The 19,791-nt window shown below is 54.0% G+C and carries 20 protein-coding genes; 13 read left to right on the top strand and 7 right to left on the bottom strand.

Translation table 11 applies throughout. The features are described from left to right. The first annotated feature begins 63 nt into the window (after nt 1-63). The 5 genes from BJL95_RS01930 to BJL95_RS01950 all read left to right on the top strand — a co-directional run bounded on the left by BJL95_RS01930 (nt 64) and on the right by BJL95_RS01950 (nt 6,248). Nucleotides 64-468 (top strand): biopolymer transporter ExbD, encoded by a 405-nt coding sequence (locus tag BJL95_RS01930; RefSeq protein ID WP_071155059.1) that lies wholly within the window; start codon nt 64-66, stop codon nt 466-468. A 6-nt stretch (nt 469-474) separates the two neighbouring features. After that, the gene (locus BJL95_RS01935; RefSeq protein WP_071155061.1) at nt 475-1,134 is read left to right on the top strand and encodes an energy transducer TonB; all 660 of its coding nucleotides are present in this window, start codon (nt 475-477) and stop codon (nt 1,132-1,134) included. 18 nt (nt 1,135-1,152) lie between these two features. Next, nucleotides 1,153-2,862, top strand: coding sequence for a putative porin (locus BJL95_RS01940; protein WP_071155063.1), 1,710 nt, complete (start codon nt 1,153-1,155; stop codon nt 2,860-2,862). Between the two features lie 9 nt (nt 2,863-2,871). After that, entirely contained in the window at nt 2,872-3,504 is a 633-nt protein-coding gene (locus tag BJL95_RS01945) for a hypothetical protein (RefSeq protein ID WP_254786664.1), read from the top strand. A gap of 356 nt (nt 3,505-3,860) precedes the next feature. Further along, nucleotides 3,861-6,248 (top strand): tetratricopeptide repeat protein, encoded by a 2,388-nt coding sequence (locus tag BJL95_RS01950; protein WP_071155067.1) that lies wholly within the window; start codon nt 3,861-3,863, stop codon nt 6,246-6,248. Nucleotides 6,249-6,427: 179 nt separating this feature from the next. On the opposite strand, the gene BJL95_RS01955 is transcribed toward BJL95_RS01950, so the two are convergent. Genes BJL95_RS01955 through BJL95_RS01970 form a run of 4 tightly spaced genes read right to left on the bottom strand, consistent with a single transcriptional unit; the run spans nt 6,428 to nt 10,937 of the window. Next, nucleotides 6,428-7,204 (bottom strand): CpsD/CapB family tyrosine-protein kinase, encoded by a 777-nt coding sequence (locus BJL95_RS01955; RefSeq protein ID WP_064026764.1) that lies wholly within the window; start codon nt 7,202-7,204, stop codon nt 6,428-6,430. 18 nt (nt 7,205-7,222) lie between these two features. Further along, nucleotides 7,223-8,968: a lipopolysaccharide biosynthesis protein gene (locus BJL95_RS01960; RefSeq protein ID WP_071155069.1), complete on the bottom strand. Its 1,746-nt coding sequence runs from the start codon at nt 8,966-8,968 to the stop codon at nt 7,223-7,225. 1 nt (nt 8,969) lies between these two features. After that, nucleotides 8,970-10,271: a hypothetical protein gene (locus BJL95_RS01965; protein ID WP_071155071.1), complete on the bottom strand. Its 1,302-nt coding sequence runs from the start codon at nt 10,269-10,271 to the stop codon at nt 8,970-8,972. A gap of 24 nt (nt 10,272-10,295) precedes the next feature. Then, nucleotides 10,296-10,937, bottom strand: a complete 642-nt coding sequence (locus tag BJL95_RS01970) for a polysaccharide biosynthesis/export family protein (protein ID WP_231883601.1) — start codon at nt 10,935-10,937, stop codon at nt 10,296-10,298. A 219-nt stretch (nt 10,938-11,156) separates the two neighbouring features. On the opposite strand from BJL95_RS01970, the gene BJL95_RS01975 reads away from it, so the two are divergent. Genes BJL95_RS01975 through BJL95_RS01995 form a run of 5 tightly spaced genes read left to right on the top strand, consistent with a single transcriptional unit; the run spans nt 11,157 to nt 13,983 of the window. After that, complete coding sequence (locus BJL95_RS01975) at nt 11,157-11,519, top strand: HopJ type III effector protein (protein ID WP_313728611.1); 363 nt, start codon at nt 11,157-11,159, stop codon at nt 11,517-11,519. Continuing rightward, nucleotides 11,520-12,575, top strand: a complete 1,056-nt coding sequence (locus tag BJL95_RS01980; RefSeq protein ID WP_071155073.1) for an FAD-binding oxidoreductase — start codon at nt 11,520-11,522, stop codon at nt 12,573-12,575. Continuing rightward, the gene (locus BJL95_RS01985; RefSeq protein WP_071155075.1) at nt 12,553-13,137 is read left to right on the top strand and encodes a class I SAM-dependent methyltransferase; all 585 of its coding nucleotides are present in this window, start codon (nt 12,553-12,555) and stop codon (nt 13,135-13,137) included. The genes BJL95_RS01980 and BJL95_RS01985 overlap by 23 nt, the downstream gene beginning before the upstream one ends. A 31-nt stretch (nt 13,138-13,168) precedes the next feature. Then, nucleotides 13,169-13,483, top strand: coding sequence for a pyrimidine/purine nucleoside phosphorylase (locus BJL95_RS01990; protein WP_071155077.1), 315 nt, complete (start codon nt 13,169-13,171; stop codon nt 13,481-13,483). A 5-nt stretch (nt 13,484-13,488) separates the two neighbouring features. Then, nucleotides 13,489-13,983 carry an NYN domain-containing protein gene (locus BJL95_RS01995; protein ID WP_071155079.1) on the top strand — a complete coding sequence of 165 codons (495 nt, stop codon included), beginning with the start codon at nt 13,489-13,491 and terminating at the stop codon, nt 13,981-13,983. A 10-nt stretch (nt 13,984-13,993) separates the two neighbouring features. Here BJL95_RS01995 and BJL95_RS02000 read toward each other — a convergent pair whose 3' ends face one another. Next, nucleotides 13,994-14,539 carry an outer membrane protein assembly factor BamE gene (locus BJL95_RS02000; protein ID WP_071155081.1) on the bottom strand — a complete coding sequence of 182 codons (546 nt, stop codon included), beginning with the start codon at nt 14,537-14,539 and terminating at the stop codon, nt 13,994-13,996. Nucleotides 14,540-14,655: 116 nt separating this feature from the next. Between BJL95_RS02000 and fur the strand changes: the two genes are divergently transcribed. Genes fur through lolD form a run of 3 tightly spaced genes read left to right on the top strand, consistent with a single transcriptional unit; the run spans nt 14,656 to nt 17,030 of the window. Beyond that, nucleotides 14,656-15,075, top strand: a complete 420-nt coding sequence (fur, locus tag BJL95_RS02005) for a ferric iron uptake transcriptional regulator (protein WP_064026744.1) — start codon at nt 14,656-14,658, stop codon at nt 15,073-15,075. A gap of 10 nt (nt 15,076-15,085) precedes the next feature. Continuing rightward, nucleotides 15,086-16,333 (top strand): lipoprotein-releasing ABC transporter permease subunit, encoded by a 1,248-nt coding sequence (locus BJL95_RS02010; RefSeq protein ID WP_071155083.1) that lies wholly within the window; start codon nt 15,086-15,088, stop codon nt 16,331-16,333. After that, nucleotides 16,326-17,030, top strand: coding sequence for a lipoprotein-releasing ABC transporter ATP-binding protein LolD (gene lolD / locus BJL95_RS02015; protein ID WP_071155085.1), 705 nt, complete (start codon nt 16,326-16,328; stop codon nt 17,028-17,030). The genes BJL95_RS02010 and lolD overlap by 8 nt, the downstream gene beginning before the upstream one ends. A gap of 160 nt (nt 17,031-17,190) precedes the next feature. On the opposite strand, the gene BJL95_RS02020 is transcribed toward lolD, so the two are convergent. Both BJL95_RS02020 and BJL95_RS02025 read right to left on the bottom strand, forming a co-directional pair. Beyond that, the gene (locus BJL95_RS02020; RefSeq protein ID WP_064026812.1) at nt 17,191-17,811 is read right to left on the bottom strand and encodes a cohesin domain-containing protein; all 621 of its coding nucleotides are present in this window, start codon (nt 17,809-17,811) and stop codon (nt 17,191-17,193) included. Nucleotides 17,812-17,877: 66 nt separating this feature from the next. Further along, nucleotides 17,878-19,434 carry a putative Ig domain-containing protein gene (locus BJL95_RS02025; RefSeq protein ID WP_064026814.1) on the bottom strand — a complete coding sequence of 519 codons (1,557 nt, stop codon included), beginning with the start codon at nt 19,432-19,434 and terminating at the stop codon, nt 17,878-17,880. Nucleotides 19,435-19,791 lie beyond the last annotated feature (357 nt).

Below are 19,791 nucleotides of genomic sequence, written 5' to 3' on the forward strand. Positions count from 1 at the left end.
ATTGCGTACCTTGCAATTTAGCCGGTACGCGGTGCGTACCCTACGAAAACGCGAGAAGTTTCCATGAAAGTTCAAGAAGAAAATGCCGCTTACGACGAGATCAACATCACGCCGATGCTCGATCTGGCTTATGTGCTGTTGGTGGTGTTTATTTTAATGACCACCGCGGCGGTGCAAGGCGTGCAAGTTAACCTGCCCAAGGCCAGTAATACGCCCAGCCTGTCCAAGCCGCAAACCAAGGCGATCACGGTCACCGCCGACGGCACGATATTTCTGGATACCTTTCCGGTGACGATGGAACAACTGGAATCAACCTTGTTGCAATACAAGGCGGCCAACCCGGAACTGCCGGTCGTGGTCAAGGGCGACGCGACGGTGCAATACCAAAGCGTCGTGGATATCTTAGCCTTGTTGGGCCGCTTGGAAATCACCCAGGTCGGCTTGGTGACGCAGAGCTTGGTCAAGTAACGCCTTATGTCCGGCCACAAACGCTGGCGGGTGTATATCCCGCGCCTGATTGGTTTTGCACTGGCGGCCCTGGCGATTTATTACATCGTTAAGGTCATCGGCGAATTCATCAACGAAAAACCGGCGCGCGGCGAAAAGAAAATTCAGCCGATTACCTTGCTGAAGCCGCCGCCCCCCCCCCCGCCACCGCCCAAGGTCGAAAAGCCGCCCGAGCCGGAGATCAAGGAAAAAATCGAAGAGCCGGAGCCCGAGCCGGAAGCCAAACCCGAGGAAGCGCCGCCCGACGAAGCGCCGGCCCGCGATTTGGGTTTGGATGCCGAGGGTTCGGCGGGTTCCGACGGGTTTGGGCTGGCGGCGCGCAAGGGCGGCACCGGGCTGTTCGGCGGAGGCAGTCCCTACGCCTGGTACGGTGGCTTGATCAAGAACGACATCACCAACTTGCTGAGTAGCCACGACGATTTACGGCGCAAGGGTTACACCGCCATTGTCAAAATCTGGCTGAAGTCGGATGGATCGGTCGAACGCTTGGAATTGGCGAAGGGCAGTAACGACGCGGAGATCGACGAATTGCTGACGCGCTCGCTGGAGAAATTCAAGCGCGTCGCCGAGCCGCCGCCGCCGGGCATGCAGCAACCGATCAAGTTAAAAATTTCATCACGACTATAAATCTAAACAGGTAGATCCATGGCGAACAAAAAACGGCTGATGGCCCTGGCATTGTCCGGGCTGATCGGCACGGCGCAGGCCGGCGAAAAGGAGGAGTTGCTGAAGCTGCGAAACACCACCACCAATTTGATCAAGCAATTGGTCAAGCAGGGCGTGATTACCGACAAGATGGCCAATGAGATGATCAAGCAGGCCGAGGTCGACGCGGAGCAACAGGTGGCGCAAGCCAAGGCGGCCGGCGCCAAGGAAGCCGTCCCGGCCGACGAGGTCAGGGTGGCCTACGTACCCGATTTCGTCAAGGACGAGATTCGCCAGCAGGTGCGTAGCGAGCTGCGTGAAGAAGTCGTCGGCGACGTGATGCAAAAAGCCAAGAACGAACAATGGGGCTTGCCGAACGCGTTGCCGGAATGGACTAAGCGTTTCAAGCTGTCCGGCGACATTCGCTTGCGTTCGCAGCATGAGTATATGGCCCAGGACAATATCGCCGACTCGTATTTTAACTACCAAGCCTTGAATGACGCTGGTGGCTTCACCAATGCGCAAGATAACTTAACGTTGTTTCAAAACTCGACCAATGATCGCCAGCGTTTCCGCGAGCGCTTGCGCTTGGGTATAGACGCTAGTATTACCGATAGCGTCAAGGCTGGTGTGCGTTTGGCGACCGGTAACCAGCGCGATCCGGTTTCAACCAACCAGACCTTGGCCAATTTTGGTAATCGTTACGAATTCACGGTCGATAGAGCTTATCTGCAGTACGACGGGGTTGACGACAACAAATTCAAGTGGCTGACCTTGAGCGGTGGCCGGATCAAGAACCCTTGGTATACCGGCGGCGGCGAATTCAGCGGTGGTAGCGAGTTGGTATGGGATACCGATTTGTCGTTCGAGGGTTTTGCCGCCACGGTCAGGCAGCGCCTGGGTGGCTCGGACAGCTTGCTGGAGAATACCGATCACTCGGATTCGGTGTTTATAACGGCAGGCGCGTTTCCGTTGCAAGAAACCGCGTTCAGCAACGATAAATGGCTGTTCGGCGGTCAGGCCGGTCTCGAATTGGGGTTCGACAACCAAGATAGTTTGAAGTTGTCCGGCGCATATTTCGATTATGTGAACGTCGAGGCGAACCAAAACACCTCGACCACATTTACTTGCGATAACAATACTGCGGCTAATAACGCTTCGAGGCCGAGTTTCTTGCAAGGAGGCAATACGTACGCGACGATCTGCGCGGAGGGCAACCGTAACGACCTGGCGTCGCGAACGGGTTTTCCGGCCATGGTCGGCTTAGCCTCTGACTTCAACATCGTCAATATCAACGCATCCTACGATATGGCGGTGTTTGCGCCCTACCACCTAAGGTTTAGCGGCGATTACGCGAAAAACATCGGCTTCAACAAGGCTTTAGTTAGCGCTAGATACGGTTTGTCGGTCGATGAAAAAACCAACGCCTGGCAATTTCGCGCCGACTTCGGCTGGCCGAAAGTGGAAGTGGCCGGCAATTGGAACGTGTTCGCGGCCTACAAATACGTTGGGCGCGACGCGGTGTTGGATGCCTTCACCGATTCGGACTTCCATTTGGGCGGTACCAACGTCAAGGGCTGGTTCGTTGGCGGCAATTACGGCCTGATGAAAAACGTCTGGCTGACCGGCCGCTGGCTCAGCGCCGATATGATCAGCGGTCCGCCCTGGGGTATTGACGTGTTGCAGATGGACATCAATACCCAATTTTAGGAGGCTGGCATGGGATCGGCAATGAAAACGGGTTTGATGGCGGCCATTCTAGCCACGACGGTCGTTGGCGCGGTGCAGGCAGCACCGCGCGAAGTCAAGGGGGATAGCGCGGCGGTGTTGAAGTTGCAGGCGCTGGTTAAAAGCTTGACAGGCGAGCGCGACGCCGCGCAAGCCGAAGCGGCCAAACTGTCCCAAGAAATCGATCGCTTGAAAAAGGAGAAATCAGCGGCGCAAGCCGCCAAGGACGAATTGAGCGGTGCGTTGGCGGCCCAACGCAATGCCGCCGGCGATGCCAAGCAACGTTTGGATAGGTCCCAAGCCGCTTTACAGGACTGGCAAGACAAACATCGTCAGCTCAGCCAGACTCAGGCAGACTTGACCAAACAGTTGAACGTTTCGCGCGGCAAGCAGCAAGATGTCGAGCAGCATTTGCAAGAATGCGCCAGGCGTAACGTTAAACTTTACCAAGCCGCCAGCGAGTTGCTGGAGCGCTATCAAAATCGCGGTACCTTGACCGCGCTGGTCGGCGACGAACCTCTCTTGCAATTCGACAAAGTCGAAATGGAAAGTCTGGTACAAGATTACCAAGACAAGTTCGACGCGGAAAAGCTGAATTCTGACGAGTCGCAGTCCGGGCGTTAGTCCCGACGGCAATACTTTCGGGCCGGTTTTATCCTGTAGCGATAGCGGCTCGCGAGGAATTGCATTTATTCTCAGGTCAGCCGCTTATGCTGGCTAGGCGCCGGCACGGGTGGTGATGAGCGACGGTATGGCTTGGCGTTTGATACCGTCGGTTTGCCGACTTTGGCGCCAAAATCACTCATGCAAATCCCCTGCCGCTTTACGCCGTTGCTGGGTGCGTCATCATGTCGCACCCAGCAACGCACGGTTTTTGCCGATTCCGGCACTGCTTGACCTTGCAAATACGTTAAAATTTGAACAGGCACCTTCACTTGCCGGCAGTTATTCATCAAACGCAGGAACTAGCGAGATACGCAATGACGACAAAAACAACCTTTTTAAAGACTCTGGGCATTGCGGTGCTGACCACGGGCTTGGTAGCCTGTAACGGCGCCGAAGAGCGTAAAGCCAAATACATGGACGAAGGTAAGCAGTTGCTGCAGGCCGGCGATTTCGAGAAAGCCCAGCTTGCTTTCAAAAATGTGTTGCAAATCGATCCCAAGGATTGGGAAAGCCGTTATCAAATGGCCGAGGCTCTGAGCAAGCAAGGGAAAATTGAAAACGCTTTCAAGGAATATAGTACCGTTGTCGCCAACAGTGAAAATCATGTAATGGCGCGCGTTAGGGTCGGCCAGCTGTTATTGCTGAATCGGGCGGTGGACGAAGCTGAAAAAATGGCCGGCGAAGCCCTGGCGAAGCAACCGGACAATGTCGAGGCCTTGGTGTTGTTGGCGGGCGTTCAGGCGGCGAAAAACAATGACGACACCGCGATTGCCACGATCGAGCGCGCGTTGAAACAGAGCCCGGACGACGTGTCTGCCACACTGATGATGGCCTCGATTCAAACCAAATTGAATCAAGTCGATAAGGCTATTGGTTTGCTCAAGCAAGCCAGTGAAAAGAAGGCCGACAGCGTGCCGTTGCGCAGCATGTTGGCCGGCCTTTACGCCAAATCCGGCCAACTCGGCGAAGCCGAGACTTTGCTGGCTTCATTGATCAAACTTGAGCCGCAACAACTGCAGCATTACCGAACCTTGGCTTTGTTCCAAGTCAGTACTCAGCAACTGGATAAAGCCGAGGCGACATTGCGCGACGCGGTTCAACAGCTCCCGGACAACGATACCGCCAAATCCTATTTGGTGGATTTCTTGCTTGAAAAGCGCAGTCCGGAAGTGGCAACCGCCGAGTTGTTGCCGATGATCGAAAAGAAACCGGACGCTTACGATTTGCGCTTCAAACTGGCCAACATCCAGCTAGGGCAGAAGCAAGTCGATAAGGCCGAAGCCACGTTAAAAGAGGTGGTCGAGCTGGATAAACTGGGAGCCAGCGGTATCAGTGCCCGCAACAAGTTGGCCGCGTTGTATTCGATGACCAAGCGCGTCGATGAAGCGAAGGTCTTGAACAAGGAGGTGTTGGACAACAATCCGCGTGATGCCGAGGCGTTGACCTTGCGGGGCCAATTCGCGCTGAACGACAACAAAATGCCGGAAGCGATTTCCGATTTCCGTTCGGTACTGGTCGATCAGCCCAACAATATTGCGGTCTTGAAATTGCTGGCGGCGGCACATCTGCGTAACAATGAAGATGAACTGGCTAGGGAAAATATGGAAAAAGTCGTCGCGGCGGCTCCCGCCGACGAGGTCGCGCGCATGGATTTGGCGGGCTTGTTCATGAAGGCGGGTCGGCAGGATCAAGCCAAGCAGCAGTTGGAAGCGTTGATCAAGGCCAACCCTAAAAGTTTGAAAGGTTTGGAAGCATTGTTTAAGTTCGAACTCAGTCAAAAGCACTGGGATAAAGCGCAGGAGGTTGCCACCCAGGTACAGCAACTATCCGACAGGGATGCCACCGGTTTTTATATGTCGGGATTGGGTTATCAGGCTGAAAACAAGCTGGATGCCAGTGTCGAGGCCTTTCAAAAAGCCTTGGACCGCAAACCCGATGCGATCGAGCCGCTAACCGAGATGGTCAAAAGTTTGTTGGTGTTGAAGCAGCCCGAGAAGGCGGTCGCCAAACTGCAACAAGTCATCAAACAGCAGCCCGACCATTTCGTCGCCTACAATTTGCTTGGTGGCGTTTATTTGAACCAACAAAAATTTGCCGACGCCAAAGCCATCTATCAAAAGGCGTTGACAATCAAACCCGAATGGTACAGCCCGTATCGGAACTTGGCGTTGATCGAACTCGCGCAGAAGAATCAGCCCGAAGCTGAAGCAATCTACCGCAAAGGCATCGAAAAAACCAATGGCGCACTGGAGCTGGTCGACGACTTGGCGCGGCTGATACACCGTAGCGGTAATCACGAGAAAGTTCTGGCTCTTTACGAAGAGTCCTATAAAGCTCATCCGGATTCGGCGGTGGCGGTCAACAATTTGGCTAGCTACATTTCCGATTTCGCGGCAACGCCCGAGAATTTGCAGCGCGCCGAGAAAATGGCCGAACCCTTGGCTAAGGCGAACAACGCGAACTTGCTGGATACCGTCGGTTGGATTGCTTACAAACAGGGCAAGTTCGATAGAGCCAAGGAGTTGTTGCTACAGGTTGTCGAGAAAGCACCGAATGCCGCGATCAGTCGCTACCACCTAGGAATGGTGTATTTCAAACTGAACGACACGGTCAACGCCAAGGAGCAATTGCAAAAGGCGGTGGACGGTAAGGTTGAATTCGACGGCTTAGCGGAAGCCAAGGAAACGTTGGCGAAGCTTTAAACCGGCAAGTCGCCAAACTAAAAAGGCTAGTTCCGTTGGGAACTAGCCTTTTTTATTGTTTGATGGTCTGCTAGCGAAAGTTTCTTTAGCCGATCGGGTTTAAAGTGTCGGAGCGGTAAGTTGCGCCTAAAACCGTAATCGACTCGAAAGTCATTTCAACGAGCTTTAAAGCGCGGCATTCAGACTTGTTCGAAAGAGAGTTTGTCGTCGGTGGCTTTATTGAATACGCTGCCGAGCAAGTCTATGCCTTTCAGCAAATTTGCGGCGTGTTTTAGCTCCTCGGTTTTGGTATGTCCTTCGTCAACGACCAGCAACACGCAATCGACGTAGGGCGAGAAACCCAAGGTGTCGTCGTGCGACAGTATCGGTGGCATGTCGAATATGATAATCCGCGACGGATAGCGGCTTTTCAGTTCGTTAACCAGACGAACCATTTTCGGAGAACGCAACATCTCGGTCGAATTGAACAGCGGTTTGCCGGCCGGCAAAACCACTAGGCGTTCGATACCGGGGTTGACTAGCATCGTGCTCAATTCGCTGTCGTTGAGGAGATAGTCGCTGAGGCCGGCGCCTTGTGGAAAGCCGAACAACTGATGCTGACTGGGATTTTGCAAATTGGCGTCCACCAATAATGCGGTGCGGTCCAACTCCATCGCCATGCTGATGGCTAGATTGGCGGCGGTGAGGCTATTGCCGGTTCCGGAGCCTGTGCTGGTGATGGCTACGGTTTTCCATTCCATCGCATCCATTTGCTGCAAGCAACGGGTGCGCAGCATGCGATAGGACTCCAGCCATTTGCCCTGAGGGAAGGCGGATATGATCCGATTTTGCTTGAGCAGGCGCTCGTCGGCTTTTTGTACCTTGGTTTGGGTGTAGGCGATGTTGACTTTATCGCTAGGCAGCCCGGCGGCCGGGTTTGCGGTATTTTTATCCGCTAAATTTTCGATGGAGTTCATGGCGGGTTCCCTGGTGTTTTAAGCGTTGCCCGCGACGCGCAGCAGTTTGTACCAAAATACGTCGAGCGGCATGACGATGAAATGAAATGCGATTAACGCGGCAAGACCGGCGCCGATCGCCGCGATAATCAGAATTAACCGATGCTTGCTTTGCTGTTGTTTCTCCTGCTGGCTTTCCAAATACGGTATCGTAGCCAGCGGCTCCGCGCCTAGAATCGCGGCAACGGCCTTTGGGCTATTGATTGTGGAATCCACCATTTCAGTTAACGCAACGGCGCCGAAACCGCAAGCACCGGCGAAGACTATGCCCAGCACCAAGATTGCAATGCGGTTGGGGCTAAAGGGCTCCAGCGGCTCTTGCGGCGGGTCGATCAGGGTAAAGCGCTCGCCCTTGCGTTCTAATTCCAATTGTTGCGAGATTTGCGCTTCCATCTCGCGGGCGCTCACTTCGCGGTAGCGCAGATTGGTGTTGTCCAGTTCTTGGATCAAATCGCTGTATTCCTTTTCGACCAAAGGCGCTTGGCGCAGGCTACTACGAAGATCCTCCATTTTGGTTTGGATTTTTCCGCGAGTGTAATTAAGCGATTCGATTTCGGTATTGACCGAATCAAGCTGCGATTTCAATGTGATATAGGCCGGATTGTCCGGTTTTAACGAAACATTGCTGTAGCCCGACGATTTCGCTTCCACCAGGCTTTGTTGCAACGCGGTGATCTGCTTCTGCAATTTTTGTACATCCGGGTGTTTCTCGGAGTATTGCTTCAATAGCAAGGCTTGCTCGGCTTTTTTGTCGGTCAGCTCGGCGTTCAATTTGTTCAGGTCGTCGTTGGAGCCGATTTCTTTCTGTAAGGAATCGATTTCGCGCTTGATTTTAATGACGTCCGGATGGCTTGCGGAATGGGTCGATAAAACCGAGGGATATTGCGATTGCAGTTCCTTCAAACGGTCTTTCATATCGAAAACCCGGTTGCCGGTGGCATTGACCGCCAGCGCATTGGGATCGAGTTGAGCCAGTTCGCCCTCCAGATAAAAACGCCGGTCATGTAGCGAGCGCTCCTGACTGTCCAGAGACAATAGTTGGTTACTTAGGGACGTCAGTTCTTGTTGGTTCAGGGCGCTAATTTGCGGCAATTGATTCAGGTTTTTTTCCTTGAAGTTAGCCAAGGCATTTTGAATTTCCTGGATCTTGACCTTCAGGCGCTTGGATTCCTCGCTGAGGAACATCGCGGCATTTTCAGCGGATTCGGTACGCGCTTTGATGTTTTCTTTCAAGAACAACGACGTCAGTTCGTTGGCGACTTTTTGCGCCAAAACCGGCGAACGATCGTCGAATGTCAGCGTAAAGGCGATCGTCGCTTGAGTGGGTTTACCATTACGTTGGTCGGCCACGTCGGCGCTGATGGTTTCCACTTTAATCCGGCTACGCATTTTCTCCAGGATTTTTTCTTCTGGTTCGCTCTTGCGGTTGTCGGCATAGAGATCGTACTTTCTAATGATTTCCGACAGGTTGGGCCGGGTCATGATCCGTTGGCTGATAATTTGAATCCGCTGGTCGGCGAAGGTTGTCACGGTCGAGCGTACCAAGTCGACCGGAATTTCCTGCGCTTCGATCAAAATTGTGGAAGTCGAGCGATAGGTGGCCGGCAAGGCTACGGCGAGAACGGCGGCGATACATGCAATGATCAGGAAGGGAATATGTAAAAACCGCCTGCGCCGCTTGATGATTTTTAGGTAATCCTTGATGTCGAGGGTTTGATTGTCCACGCTATTTCACCTGACGATTGATTTGCGGTTGATAAGAAAATTGTAACTGTATGCTGTTGCCTATTGAGGTTTGGTTGAGCGATTCGTAAGTCCTGTCTCGATAGGTGTAGGACAGATCCAGATCGATATCCTCGGTCCAGCGCCAGCGCAAATTAGGGGAGATGGTTAAAAAGGTTCGGCTGGTATTGGTGTTTGCCGAGCTCAGAGTCGACTGGGACTCGGAGATTAAATAGTTCGCGTTAAATCCGGTGCTGAGGCGCTCAGTTAAGTTGTATTTGCTTCGCAACCCGAATGTAGTCGATTGTTGTTGGGTGCCGCTGCTGGCAGGATTTAACTGTTGCCCGGCAGATAAGTTTAGGTTGCCCCATTCCTCGGCGTGAAGCAGGTTCGCTGAAAACACGTGGCCGATAGTACTTGATGATTGTACGGTGCTATTAGTAGGAAAATCGGGAAATCTGGTCACGCTCGACGATTGCGTGTCGGTATTCCGGAGGCCGGCAGACAGCGCGATTTGAGTAGTCTCGTTTACGGAGTACTGCATGCCGGCTTGATAGGTTAGGGTTTGGGATGTCTGTGCATATGCCTGCTTGCCCGAAATCGTGACCGGAATTAGGGTCGAGCCATTCGAAACGAGGATTTGCGTCTCTATCGGGATGTTTCCGTTACCGGAACTAAATTCCGCGTAGCTGGCGGTCAAATTTGCTGAAAATTGCTCGGTAAATACATGCGCCACCGTTGCCGAATATTGAGTGTTATCGTAATCCGAGTAGCGAATTGGATTGGTCAGATTCGGCTTGCGGTTGAAGGCGACATCGACGTAAGCGAAACCTAATTGCAATGTATCCTTTTCGGTCAGGTTAAAACTGAAATTGGGCGCGATTGATCGGGTTGTTTTCGGTACTTGAGTCTGTACGTCGCCGGAACCCGTTAGGTCTAGCTGGGTATTGATCGAAGACTCTTCGGAGTAGTTGGCCGATACGTCGGATTTAAAGCGTTCGCCCTTGAATAAGTGATTGATGTCCGCAATCTTTTCGGAGAAGTCCAATTCAGATTCACCGTGGTAAATCAATTCGTTCCATCTGAAGCTGGATTTTAGCTCGTTGTTGTCGGCTAGGTAACCGAAGGTTAGGCTAGGCGAAACCGTGCTGATCCAATTGTCGCGGCGAGGCTTGGATTGCATGCGCAAGTTGTCTTCGTAGCGTTCCTTGAGCCTGAAGTCGGGCTGTAGCAGTAATTCGAGCGCATGACCGCTGGCAGGACAAAGTGCCATCGCAGTCACCAGTAAGTCCTTTTTGATACTCATAGATAGTCGTTTCTATCTAAGTCCTTAAGGTACGGTAACAGTGTCTCCGGGTTCCAGCAGTATGTTCTGTTCCAGATCTTCGCCATCGATGACATCGCCGTAGTCAAAAGGAAACACTTGGATTTCATTGCCGTTTCTGCGCAAGATACTGATAGAGCCTTCCTTCGCAAAAATCGACAAACCGCCCGCCAAACTGAGTGCTTGCAGAACGTCCAGGCGCCGGCCGGAAAACACTTGACCGGGTTTGTTGACCTTGCCGATAACGAACACTGAATTACCTTGATTGTTCAGCAGCTTGACGCTGACCGATGGGTCGGAGATGTAATCGGCCAGACGAGCCGTCAGATTGTCCTTCAATTCGGAGATGGTCTTGCCGGACGCCGCGACGGTGCCGATCAGCGGGAATACGATGGTCCCGTCGGGAGCGATCAGGATCTGCAATTGTTGCAAGCCTTCTTCCTTCCACACCGTGACTTCCAGGGCATCGCCCGGAGACAATTGGTAAGCCGCGTAATTGGTGGTCTCGACGATGACATTGGGTGCTGGCGGCGGGGTTGGGCTAACGGCCGGTTCGCTCGGAATCGCGGTCGCTTGGAGTTCGGGCTCGGCGCGGGTTACCGCCGGAAAAAGCAGACAAAACGACAAAAGAGTAATTACCTGTTTCAAAATGTTTCCCTTATGATGTTATTGAGGTTGCGATCCGTACGGTCCCGACAATTCTACGCCGCCGTCGCGGATTGTATGGACAAAATGTAACAGCAATGCGTCTTGGATAAATTTAGCCGGTTGCAGCGCGAATGGCTAGATATTTCATTCAATTATAATCTTTTATGCCTGCGTTTTGGGCGATATGGTCTCTAATTGTCTCAACTATAAAGGAGTTTCATGAGTAAGCCAATGATGCTTAACGAATTTTTACTGAAGATTCGAGATGACCAACCGGTGACATTTCAAGATTCGATCACCGTGATTTCGGAAAATTATCACTACCAGCCGACCGAATTCAGTAACGGGTCAATAGAGCCCTTGCTCAATCGCGCCGGGCAAAACGAAGGGTCGTGTAAGCTGTTTGCGTTCGGCGCGTTGCAGGGTTTGACGGTAGAGCAGACCTTGAGTTTGTTCGGCGATTATTATCGCAAGGACGTACTCGAACACCCGGATGGCGACGATCATCAAAATATTCGCCGTTTCATGCGCGACGGTTGGGACGGCATCCGCTTTAGCGGTGAGGTCTTGACGGCCAAATAAGTGAAAATCGACGTTTTGATCGTCGGTCAGGGTTTGGCCGGCAGCCTGCTAGCCTGGACTTTACTACGGCGCCGGCTGCGCGTCGTGTTGGTTGACGACGGCCGGGAGAGCGCGTCGAAAGTCGCGGCGGGTTTGATTAACCCGATCACCGGTCGGCGTTGGGTAAAGGCGGCATATCTGTCGCAGATGTTGCCGGCGGCGATGTCTTGCTACCAGGCGTTGGCGAATCACTTTGGGCAAGCGTTTTTCGTCGAAATGCCGATGCTGCGGCTGTTGCGGGATGAGCGCGATCGTCAGCGGGTGATCGCTCGGCTGGAAGACCCAATATACGAAGGCTTTCTGACCTTCGACGCAACTTTGCCGGTAGGCTTGCGATCGCCGTTCGGCGCGGTTCTGCAGACTAGCACCGGATTTTTACGGACCGAGGCCTTGTTGGCGCGAATTCGCGAAACCCTGCTGGCGATGGGCGTTTATCGTACGGCCGAGTTCGATTGCCGGCAAATCGCATTGGAACCCGAGCTTCGCTGGCGAGAGCTGGCTCCGCGCCGCATCGTGTTCTGCGAGGGGCATCGCGCCCGTTTCAACCCGTGGTTCGGCGGTTTGCCGTTTCAGCCCGCCAAGGGCGAAATCCTGACCGGCGTGACGACCGGGTCCCTGCCGGAGATCATGTTAAATTATCGGCACTGGTTGGTGCCTCTGGGCGATGGAGGTTTTAAAACCGGTGCGACCTACGATGTCGAGCGCCTGGATGCGGTTCCGACCGAAGCCGGCAAGCAAGCGCTGCTGGCTGATTTAAGGGCTGTGTACCCCGCGTCGGTCGACATTCGAATCGAACAGCATCGGGCCGGTATCCGGCCGACCACGTTGGACAAGCAGCCGTTTCTGGGGTGTCATCCGCGCCACCCGAATCTCTATATCTTCAACGGTTTCGGCAGCAAGGGTGGTTTGACCATTCCCTGGCTGGCCGAACGCTTTGCCGACTTTTTGCAGCAGAAGGCGGATTTGCCGGCTTGGTGCGACGTGTCTCGATACCATGACTCGCATTTCCCTGGTTGAGCGCGCGCACGCCCTGGTGGGCGAATGCGTTAAGCCCGGCGACGTCGTCGTCGACGCAACGTTGGGTAACGGTCATGATGCCGCATTTCTGGCGCAATGCGTCGGAGCGGCCGGCACGCTGTTCGGATTTGATGTGCAAGCGCGCGCTTTGGAAAACACTCGGTCGCGCTTGCGCGAGGACGGTTTTCAAGGGCGGGCGGCGTTGACGCTGGCGAGTCACGCCGAAATGGCGGTTCACATTCCGCCACAATGGCACGGCAAGTTGGCTGCGGTGATGTTCAATCTCGGTTATCTGCCGGGCGGCGACAAAGCGGTCGTCACGACGGCGGCAGCGACGTTAACCGCCTTGGAAACGGCTTGTCGCTTGTTGGCCTCCACCGGGATCTTGACGGTATTGGCTTATCCCGGTCATCCGGGCGGGGATATCGAAACCGAACGGCTGACAACGTGGTGCCATGCGCTGGACCCGGCCGGTTTTGCCGTCGAACGGGTTGCCAGTGGATCGGACAAACCGACTGCTCCCCGGCTTTTTGCGATTCGAAAGCGAGTCGATCTGATATGATTGCGCTCCTTTTTACCCACGGACTCGCGCCATGACCGAATTCAACAACGTATCCATCGTCAAGCAAGCCAACGTCTATTTCGACGGTAAGGTTAACAGCCGGACCATTCTGTTTGCCGACGGCAGCCGCAAAACCCTGGGCTTTATGCAGCCCGGCGAATATACCTTCAACACCGGTGTGCCGGAGTTGATGGAAATTCTGGCCGGCGAACTGGATGTGCGCTTGCCGGGCAGCGATGCTTGGCAAACCGTCAAGGGCGGCGAGTCGTTTAACGTGGCCGGCAATGCCGAGTTTACGATGAAGGTTCGGGTGGCCAGCGACTATTGCTGTTCGTTTCTGGGCTGAGCCGGATGGAGAAGATAGCGATATTTGTCGATGTTCAAAACATTTACTACACGACTCGGCAACGCTATCAACGTCACTTCGATTACACCGCGTTTTGGCGTTTGGCGACCTCCGATGCGCAAGTCGTTGTCGCCATCGCCTACGCGATCGAGCGCGGGGACGGCAAGCAGCAGGCGTTTCAAAACATCCTGAGAAATATCGGTTTCACGGTAAAACTAAAACCCTACATCTTGCGTCGCGACGGGAGCAGCAAGGGCGACTGGGATGTCGGCATCACGTTGGATGTGTTGGATTACGCCGCCGAAGTGGATCGGGTGATTTTACTGTCCGGCGACGGGGATTTCGAACCTCTGTTGCAGAAAATTCGTCGGGATCACGGTACGGCCAGCGACGTTTACGGCATTTACGGATTGACCGCGCCGGCGCTGATCAAGGCCGCCGACAATTTCATCGCGATCGCCGGCGGTTTGTTGAAAGCCGACGACAGTCGCAAATCCTGAGTCGCTCAGCTTATTGTTCGACGTCCTCTTCGACGATTTCCTTGCCTTTTTCCGCCGCCGCTGGCTCGGGTTTGGCGTCGGTGGAGTTCGCGGCGCCGGTCCGGCGCGGCAAGGTATCCGGTTCGTCGCTAAACATGCCGCTGATTTTTTCCCACATCGACCGGTCCAGTTCGCGCTTGGGCAAATCCACGCTGGTTTCGGTCGATTCCTTGACGACCGGCAGGGAACTGGGGCGGAAGTCGCCTTGGACCCCCATCAGATTCTCGCCGTTGAAAAATAGCGAAATGCGTTTTTGCACACGATCTTCGCCGCTGGGTTGTTCCGAGTATAAGTAATCCCAACGCCGCTCGTGAAAGGCGTCGGCCAGCATCGGCGAACCCATGATGTAAAGCACTTGGCGTTTGGTCATGTTTGGGCGAAGTTGATCGACCATGCTTTGGTCGATGATGTTGCCTTGCTCAATATCCAAAGAGTAAACGCCGGGGAGGTTGTTCAAAATGGTGGAGCAACCCGGCAGCGCCAGGCCGGCGGCGAGCAAAACGGCCAGTTTTTTCATTGCATCATCCAGTGAATTCGGTCGGAAACGGAAGACTATTATCCCATAATTCACCCAGCGCCTGACCGTAAAAAACGATACAATGCCGGGATTGACTGTTAGACGGGGATAGGCTTGTGGAAACTAAGGATTTGCGTAACGCCGGGTTAAAAGTGACGTTGCCCAGACTGAAAATTCTGGAAATACTCGAAAAACAGCAAGACGACCACCATCTATCCGCCGAAAAACTCTACAAAATTTTGCTCGCCGAAGGCGAGGAAATCGGTCTCGCCACCGTATACCGGGTTCTGACCCAATTCGAGGCGGCTGGTCTAGTCAATCGCCACCATTTCGAAGGCGGCAATTCGATATTCGAATTGAACAGCGGCAGCCATCACGACCACGTCGTCTGCATGAAATGCGGCAGGGTCGACGAGTTTACCGATGAAGTCATCGAAAAGCAGCAGGACGCAATCGCTCGCCGTCTGGGCTATACCCTGACCGACCACAGCTTGTACCTCTACGGCTATTGCGCCGAGTGCAGTAAAAATCCCTGATTCCCCACTTATGTTCAAACCCCTGATCCTGTACATCGGGTTGCGCTACACCCGTGCCAAGAAGCGTACCCAATTCATTTCATTCATCACTTTGACTTCGGTGCTCGGCATCGCTCTCGGGGTTACCGCGTTGATCACGGTGCTGTCGGTGATGAACGGGTTCGAGGCCGAACTGCGCGAGCGGATCCTGGGCATGACCGCCCATAGCACGATCACCGGCCGCTATGGACAGTTGGACGATTGGCGGTTGTTGGAAGACCGCACCCACGGTCTGCCGCATGTCTTGGGGGCGGCGCCGTTCATTCACGGTCAAGTGATGATCAACGCGGATCGCCAAGTCAGCGGAACGCTGTTGCAAGGTGTGTTGCCGGAATTCGAGAGCCGGGTTTCCGAAGTCGCCGCGAACATGAAGTTCGGCGCGTTAACCGATCTGAAGCCAGGCGAATTCGGCATCATGCTCGGCGCGGAACTCGCCAGTTATTTGGGCGTGATGATGGGCGATAAAGTCACTGTGATTACTCCGCAGATCAATTCGACGCCAGCCGGGATTTTGCCCAGGATGAAGCGCTTCACCGTGGTTGGCGTGTTTCAGGTAGGGATGTACGAATACGACCGCAACATGGCCTTGATGCATCTGGACGATGCCGGCAAGTTGTTCCGAATCGAGCCGGCGGTGTCGGGCCTGCGCCTGAAGCTTGACGATTTGTTCAATGCGCCGCGCATTACTCAAAGCTTGGCCGATGCCTTGGGCGACGACTACCGGGTCAGCGATTGGACGCGCGCCCACAGCAATTTCTTTAAAGCGGTGCAGACCGAAAAACGCGCGATGTTCGTGATCCTATTGCTGATTGTCGCGGTGGCGGCTTTCAACATCGTCTCGACCTTGGTGATGGTGGTTACCGACAAACGCGGCGATATCGCCATTTTGAAAACCCAGGGTCTGAGCAACGGATCGGTCATGGGTATCTTTATAGTATTGGGCTGCGTGATTGGCAGTATAGGTACTTTGTTAGGAACCGTCGGCGGCGTGTCGTTGGCCTTGAACGTCGAAACGATAGTGCCGGCCATCGAAAAAACCTTCGGTGTCAATTTCATGCCTTCGGACGTCTATTACATCAGCGAAGTACCTTCCAAACTGATTTGGGGCGATGTGTATTGGATTGCTTGCGCGGCATTTTTGTTGTCGTTGCTGGCGACCTTGTATCCGGCCTGGCAGGCCGCCAAAGTGAATCCGGCCGAGGTGCTTCGGTATGAGTAATCCCGTGATTTTGCAATGTGCCGGTCTGACCAAGCGTTACGTGCAGGGCGATTTGAATGTCGAAGTGTTGAAGGGTGTCGATCTGTCGATAGCCGCTGGCGAGCGCGTGGCGATCATGGGGGCGTCGGGATCGGGCAAGAGCACCTTGTTGCACTTGCTGGGCGGTTTGGAAAAGCCCAGTGCCGGTTCGGTGGTACTCGACGGGGCCGATTTAAATAAGATCGGCGCCGGCAAACTCAGTCAATTGCGTAATCGAGCCCTCGGCTTTATTTATCAGTTTCACCATCTGCTGGGCGAATTTACGATCCTCGAAAACGTGGCGATGCCGCTGCTGATCGGAAATCAGTCGATTAAACACGCTAGACAGCAAGCGGCAGAACTGTTGAAAAGAGTGGGGTTGGGGCATCGTTTGGCTCATAAGCCCGGCGAGTTGTCCGGCGGCGAACGCCAGCGCGCCGCCGTGGCGCGAGCATTGATCAATAAACCGAAATGCGTGTTGGCCGATGAGCCGACCGGTAATCTGGACAGCAAAACCGCCGAACAGATCTATCAACTGATGCTGGAGTTGAATCGGGAGCTGCAAGTCAGCTTTTTGGTGGTCACTCACGACCCCGATTTGGCCGCGCGCATGGATCACGTGCTGTACATGGAAGACGGTTTGATCGTGTCCGAGCGCAGCCATCATGAGCAGGGTTAGCGCTGGAACGATTTTCGACGGCGACCGGTAAGTTAAACGGTTACCGTCCTTGTAAGCCGCTGGCTGAGCGGAGTCGAAGCCAGCGGCTAACGGACATTGAGGTTTATCCCCCTCCGTAGGGAGAGGGTTTTTTTACTTCGAGTTGTATCGTTGCAGCGGATTAACCCTTCACGCTAGTGTTGCGGTTACGACGCCCGAATATCGCCAATAAACCGGGCGCAAACAAAAAAGCGGCAGCCGGCACAGGTACCGGTGCGGGATCTTGAGCGGGGATAATGGTCACATTCGCGCCGCGCAACGAACCGGCCAGCGAGGTGCCGTCGAATGAATACACAATTGGGTTGGTGATATTCAGCGGGTTATTCAGTGCGGCGTTTAGCGCTTTGAATTTGACGGTGCCTAGTAGCGTCGGAGCGGTAATGTTTAAGCCCGCTTCCAGCGTGGAAGTCGCCGAAATAGCTTCCGCGAAATGAATTTTGCCGCCGCCGACCGTCGAGATGGAATTGGCGAAGGTTTCGGTATCCGCGCCGAAAATACTGGCGCTGGTCAGTAATTCGGCGGACAGGTTAGCGCTGTTATACGTTAGATTGAAATCGAATCCGCCGAAGTCCGCCAGACCATCGACATAAATATTGGCATCGAAAAACGAGCCTACCTCGGCTGTGTAAAGATCGGTATTGCCAGGTAATTCGATGGTCAACGTTGTGGCGTTCGCGTTGGAAACGAAGGCCGCGAATCCAAGTGCAAGCACTTTAGAGAAAAGGTGTTTGTGCATCATCATAAAAGAGTCCGTCGTTAAATTGGCCGGGAGGAATGTTCCCGGCCTTGGCTGAAAGAGTGTTAGCGATTAGGGTGTCGGCGTGACCAAGGCGCATTGCGGTTTGGTGCAAAGCGACGCGGCTTTCCGATAGTCGGCGATATTAACCTTGCGGTCGTTGTTTAAATCTGCCGGGTCATTTGCCGCGACCGCTGCGCCGTACTTGGCTTTAATCGTTGCCAAATCGGCGGAGTCGATGTCGTTATCGGCGTCGGTATCGCCGGGGCCGGTCACTTTAACGGTGTAGTTTTTGTTAACGATGCTGCCGTCGGCATCGGTGGATTCAACAAAAAAGTTAAATACGCCGACTTTGGATGGGGTGCCGGACAATACGCCGGTACTGGAAGCGATCGTCAAACCGTTAGGCAGGGTACCGCCGGTCGTCGTCACGTATGGTGTGTTGCCGCCGAAAACGACCGCGCGTTGCGGGAAGGCTTGGCCAACGTTGCCGCTTTGAATTTCGTTAATCGTCGAAAGCGGTGCGGCTGCGTTGAATTCGCCCATTTGCGCACCACGGTATGCGCCGACGATGGCCACGCTAGCGCAGTCGAATTCGGTGTCGTTACCGTTAGCGTCGGTAACGGTCACAACGTCAACACCGCTGACATTGTCGGCACCCACCGCATCGCACATGGCTTCGCCGCTTTCGCCGTCTATCGAAGCGGCCGGACCCACATATTCATAGAACTCGTAGCGTCGGGTCACGACATCCCGTCCGTCCTTCATGTCCTCGGCTTTGCCGGCAAGTTCGGATTTGTTTTTATTGTTTTTATTGTTGGTTTGCAACAGATACCATTCCGACTCTACTTCGTCGGGTTCGCCATTGGTCCAATCGGAATGACCGTCGTTATCTTTGTCATCGCCTACCAATTCTTCCAAGGCCAATACCCGGACTTTATGCGTTTTGGTTTTAATGACCTTCACCCAGCTCGGCTCGCCGAATTGCTTTGCCGGCGGAATAGGTGCTACCGGTGCCGGAATCGCCGCGACGACTTGCGCCGGAAATTGCACGACGGCCGGAACTTCGACGATGGGCGGTTGATTCGGAACCGGATTCGGTTTGATCACCGGCGGTTGTACGAAAACCGGCGGCTGATAAGTGTATGTCGGGGTGCCGACGTTCACCGCGGGACCGAGGACGACTTTGCCGGTGGCGTCCTTGACCAGCCAGTTATATTTGATCGTGCTGTAAGAGCCGTAGATCCCAACGCCAAAATGCTCGCAACCCTGGTTGACCGAGGGATTGGTGCACATATGGCCATTGGTCGGAGAAATGGCGCCCGGCGTGGCCGGGTTGGTAAAACCTGTCGTGGTGCCGCTCGCTGTCGGGGCTTCGTAGCGCACGAAGACTTTTGGGTGGTTGGGGTCGCTATTGTCTTCCCGAATCTTCGGTATGCCGTAATGATTCCATGAGTAAGTGCCGCCGATACTGGTGCTGTGGATGTCGTCAATTTCGATCTCGAAGCCATGGCAGGTTTCGCCGGTATCGTTGACCGCGTCGAAATTGCCGAGCGAACCGTATGCAGTCGACGCGCCGGCGTCGTGAGTGCTCAGCAAAAAGATTGCCGGCAAGATCAGTTTTCTCATGAGTGGATCCTTGGGAGTGGGTTGCAGTAGAAAATGCTCAATTGAGTGTTTAAAGCGGACCGTATTGAAGCACAGGAAGATAAGTTTTCAATTAAAATGTGATTAAGATAACACTATGGGAAAATAATCCGCGCTTCGGCTTTTGACGCGAGCCTCGGGTTTGGTATCCCTGTCCGAGGCGAGTTCGGGAACATCCATGCCGGCGGCAGACCGAGTTTGGCTGGGCGCCTGTCAAGGTGATAATATCCCGAATTGTTCAATACTGAATCAATCAATGCCTCTCACACTCTTTCCGCACGCGTTCGTTCGACTGATTTGTTTTCGATGTGGCCTCGATGTGGAAATCACTTCGAGATG

Source organism: Methylomonas sp. LWB (assembly GCF_001856095.1).
Classification (GTDB): Bacteria; Pseudomonadota; Gammaproteobacteria; order Methylococcales; family Methylomonadaceae; genus Methylomonas; species Methylomonas koyamae_A.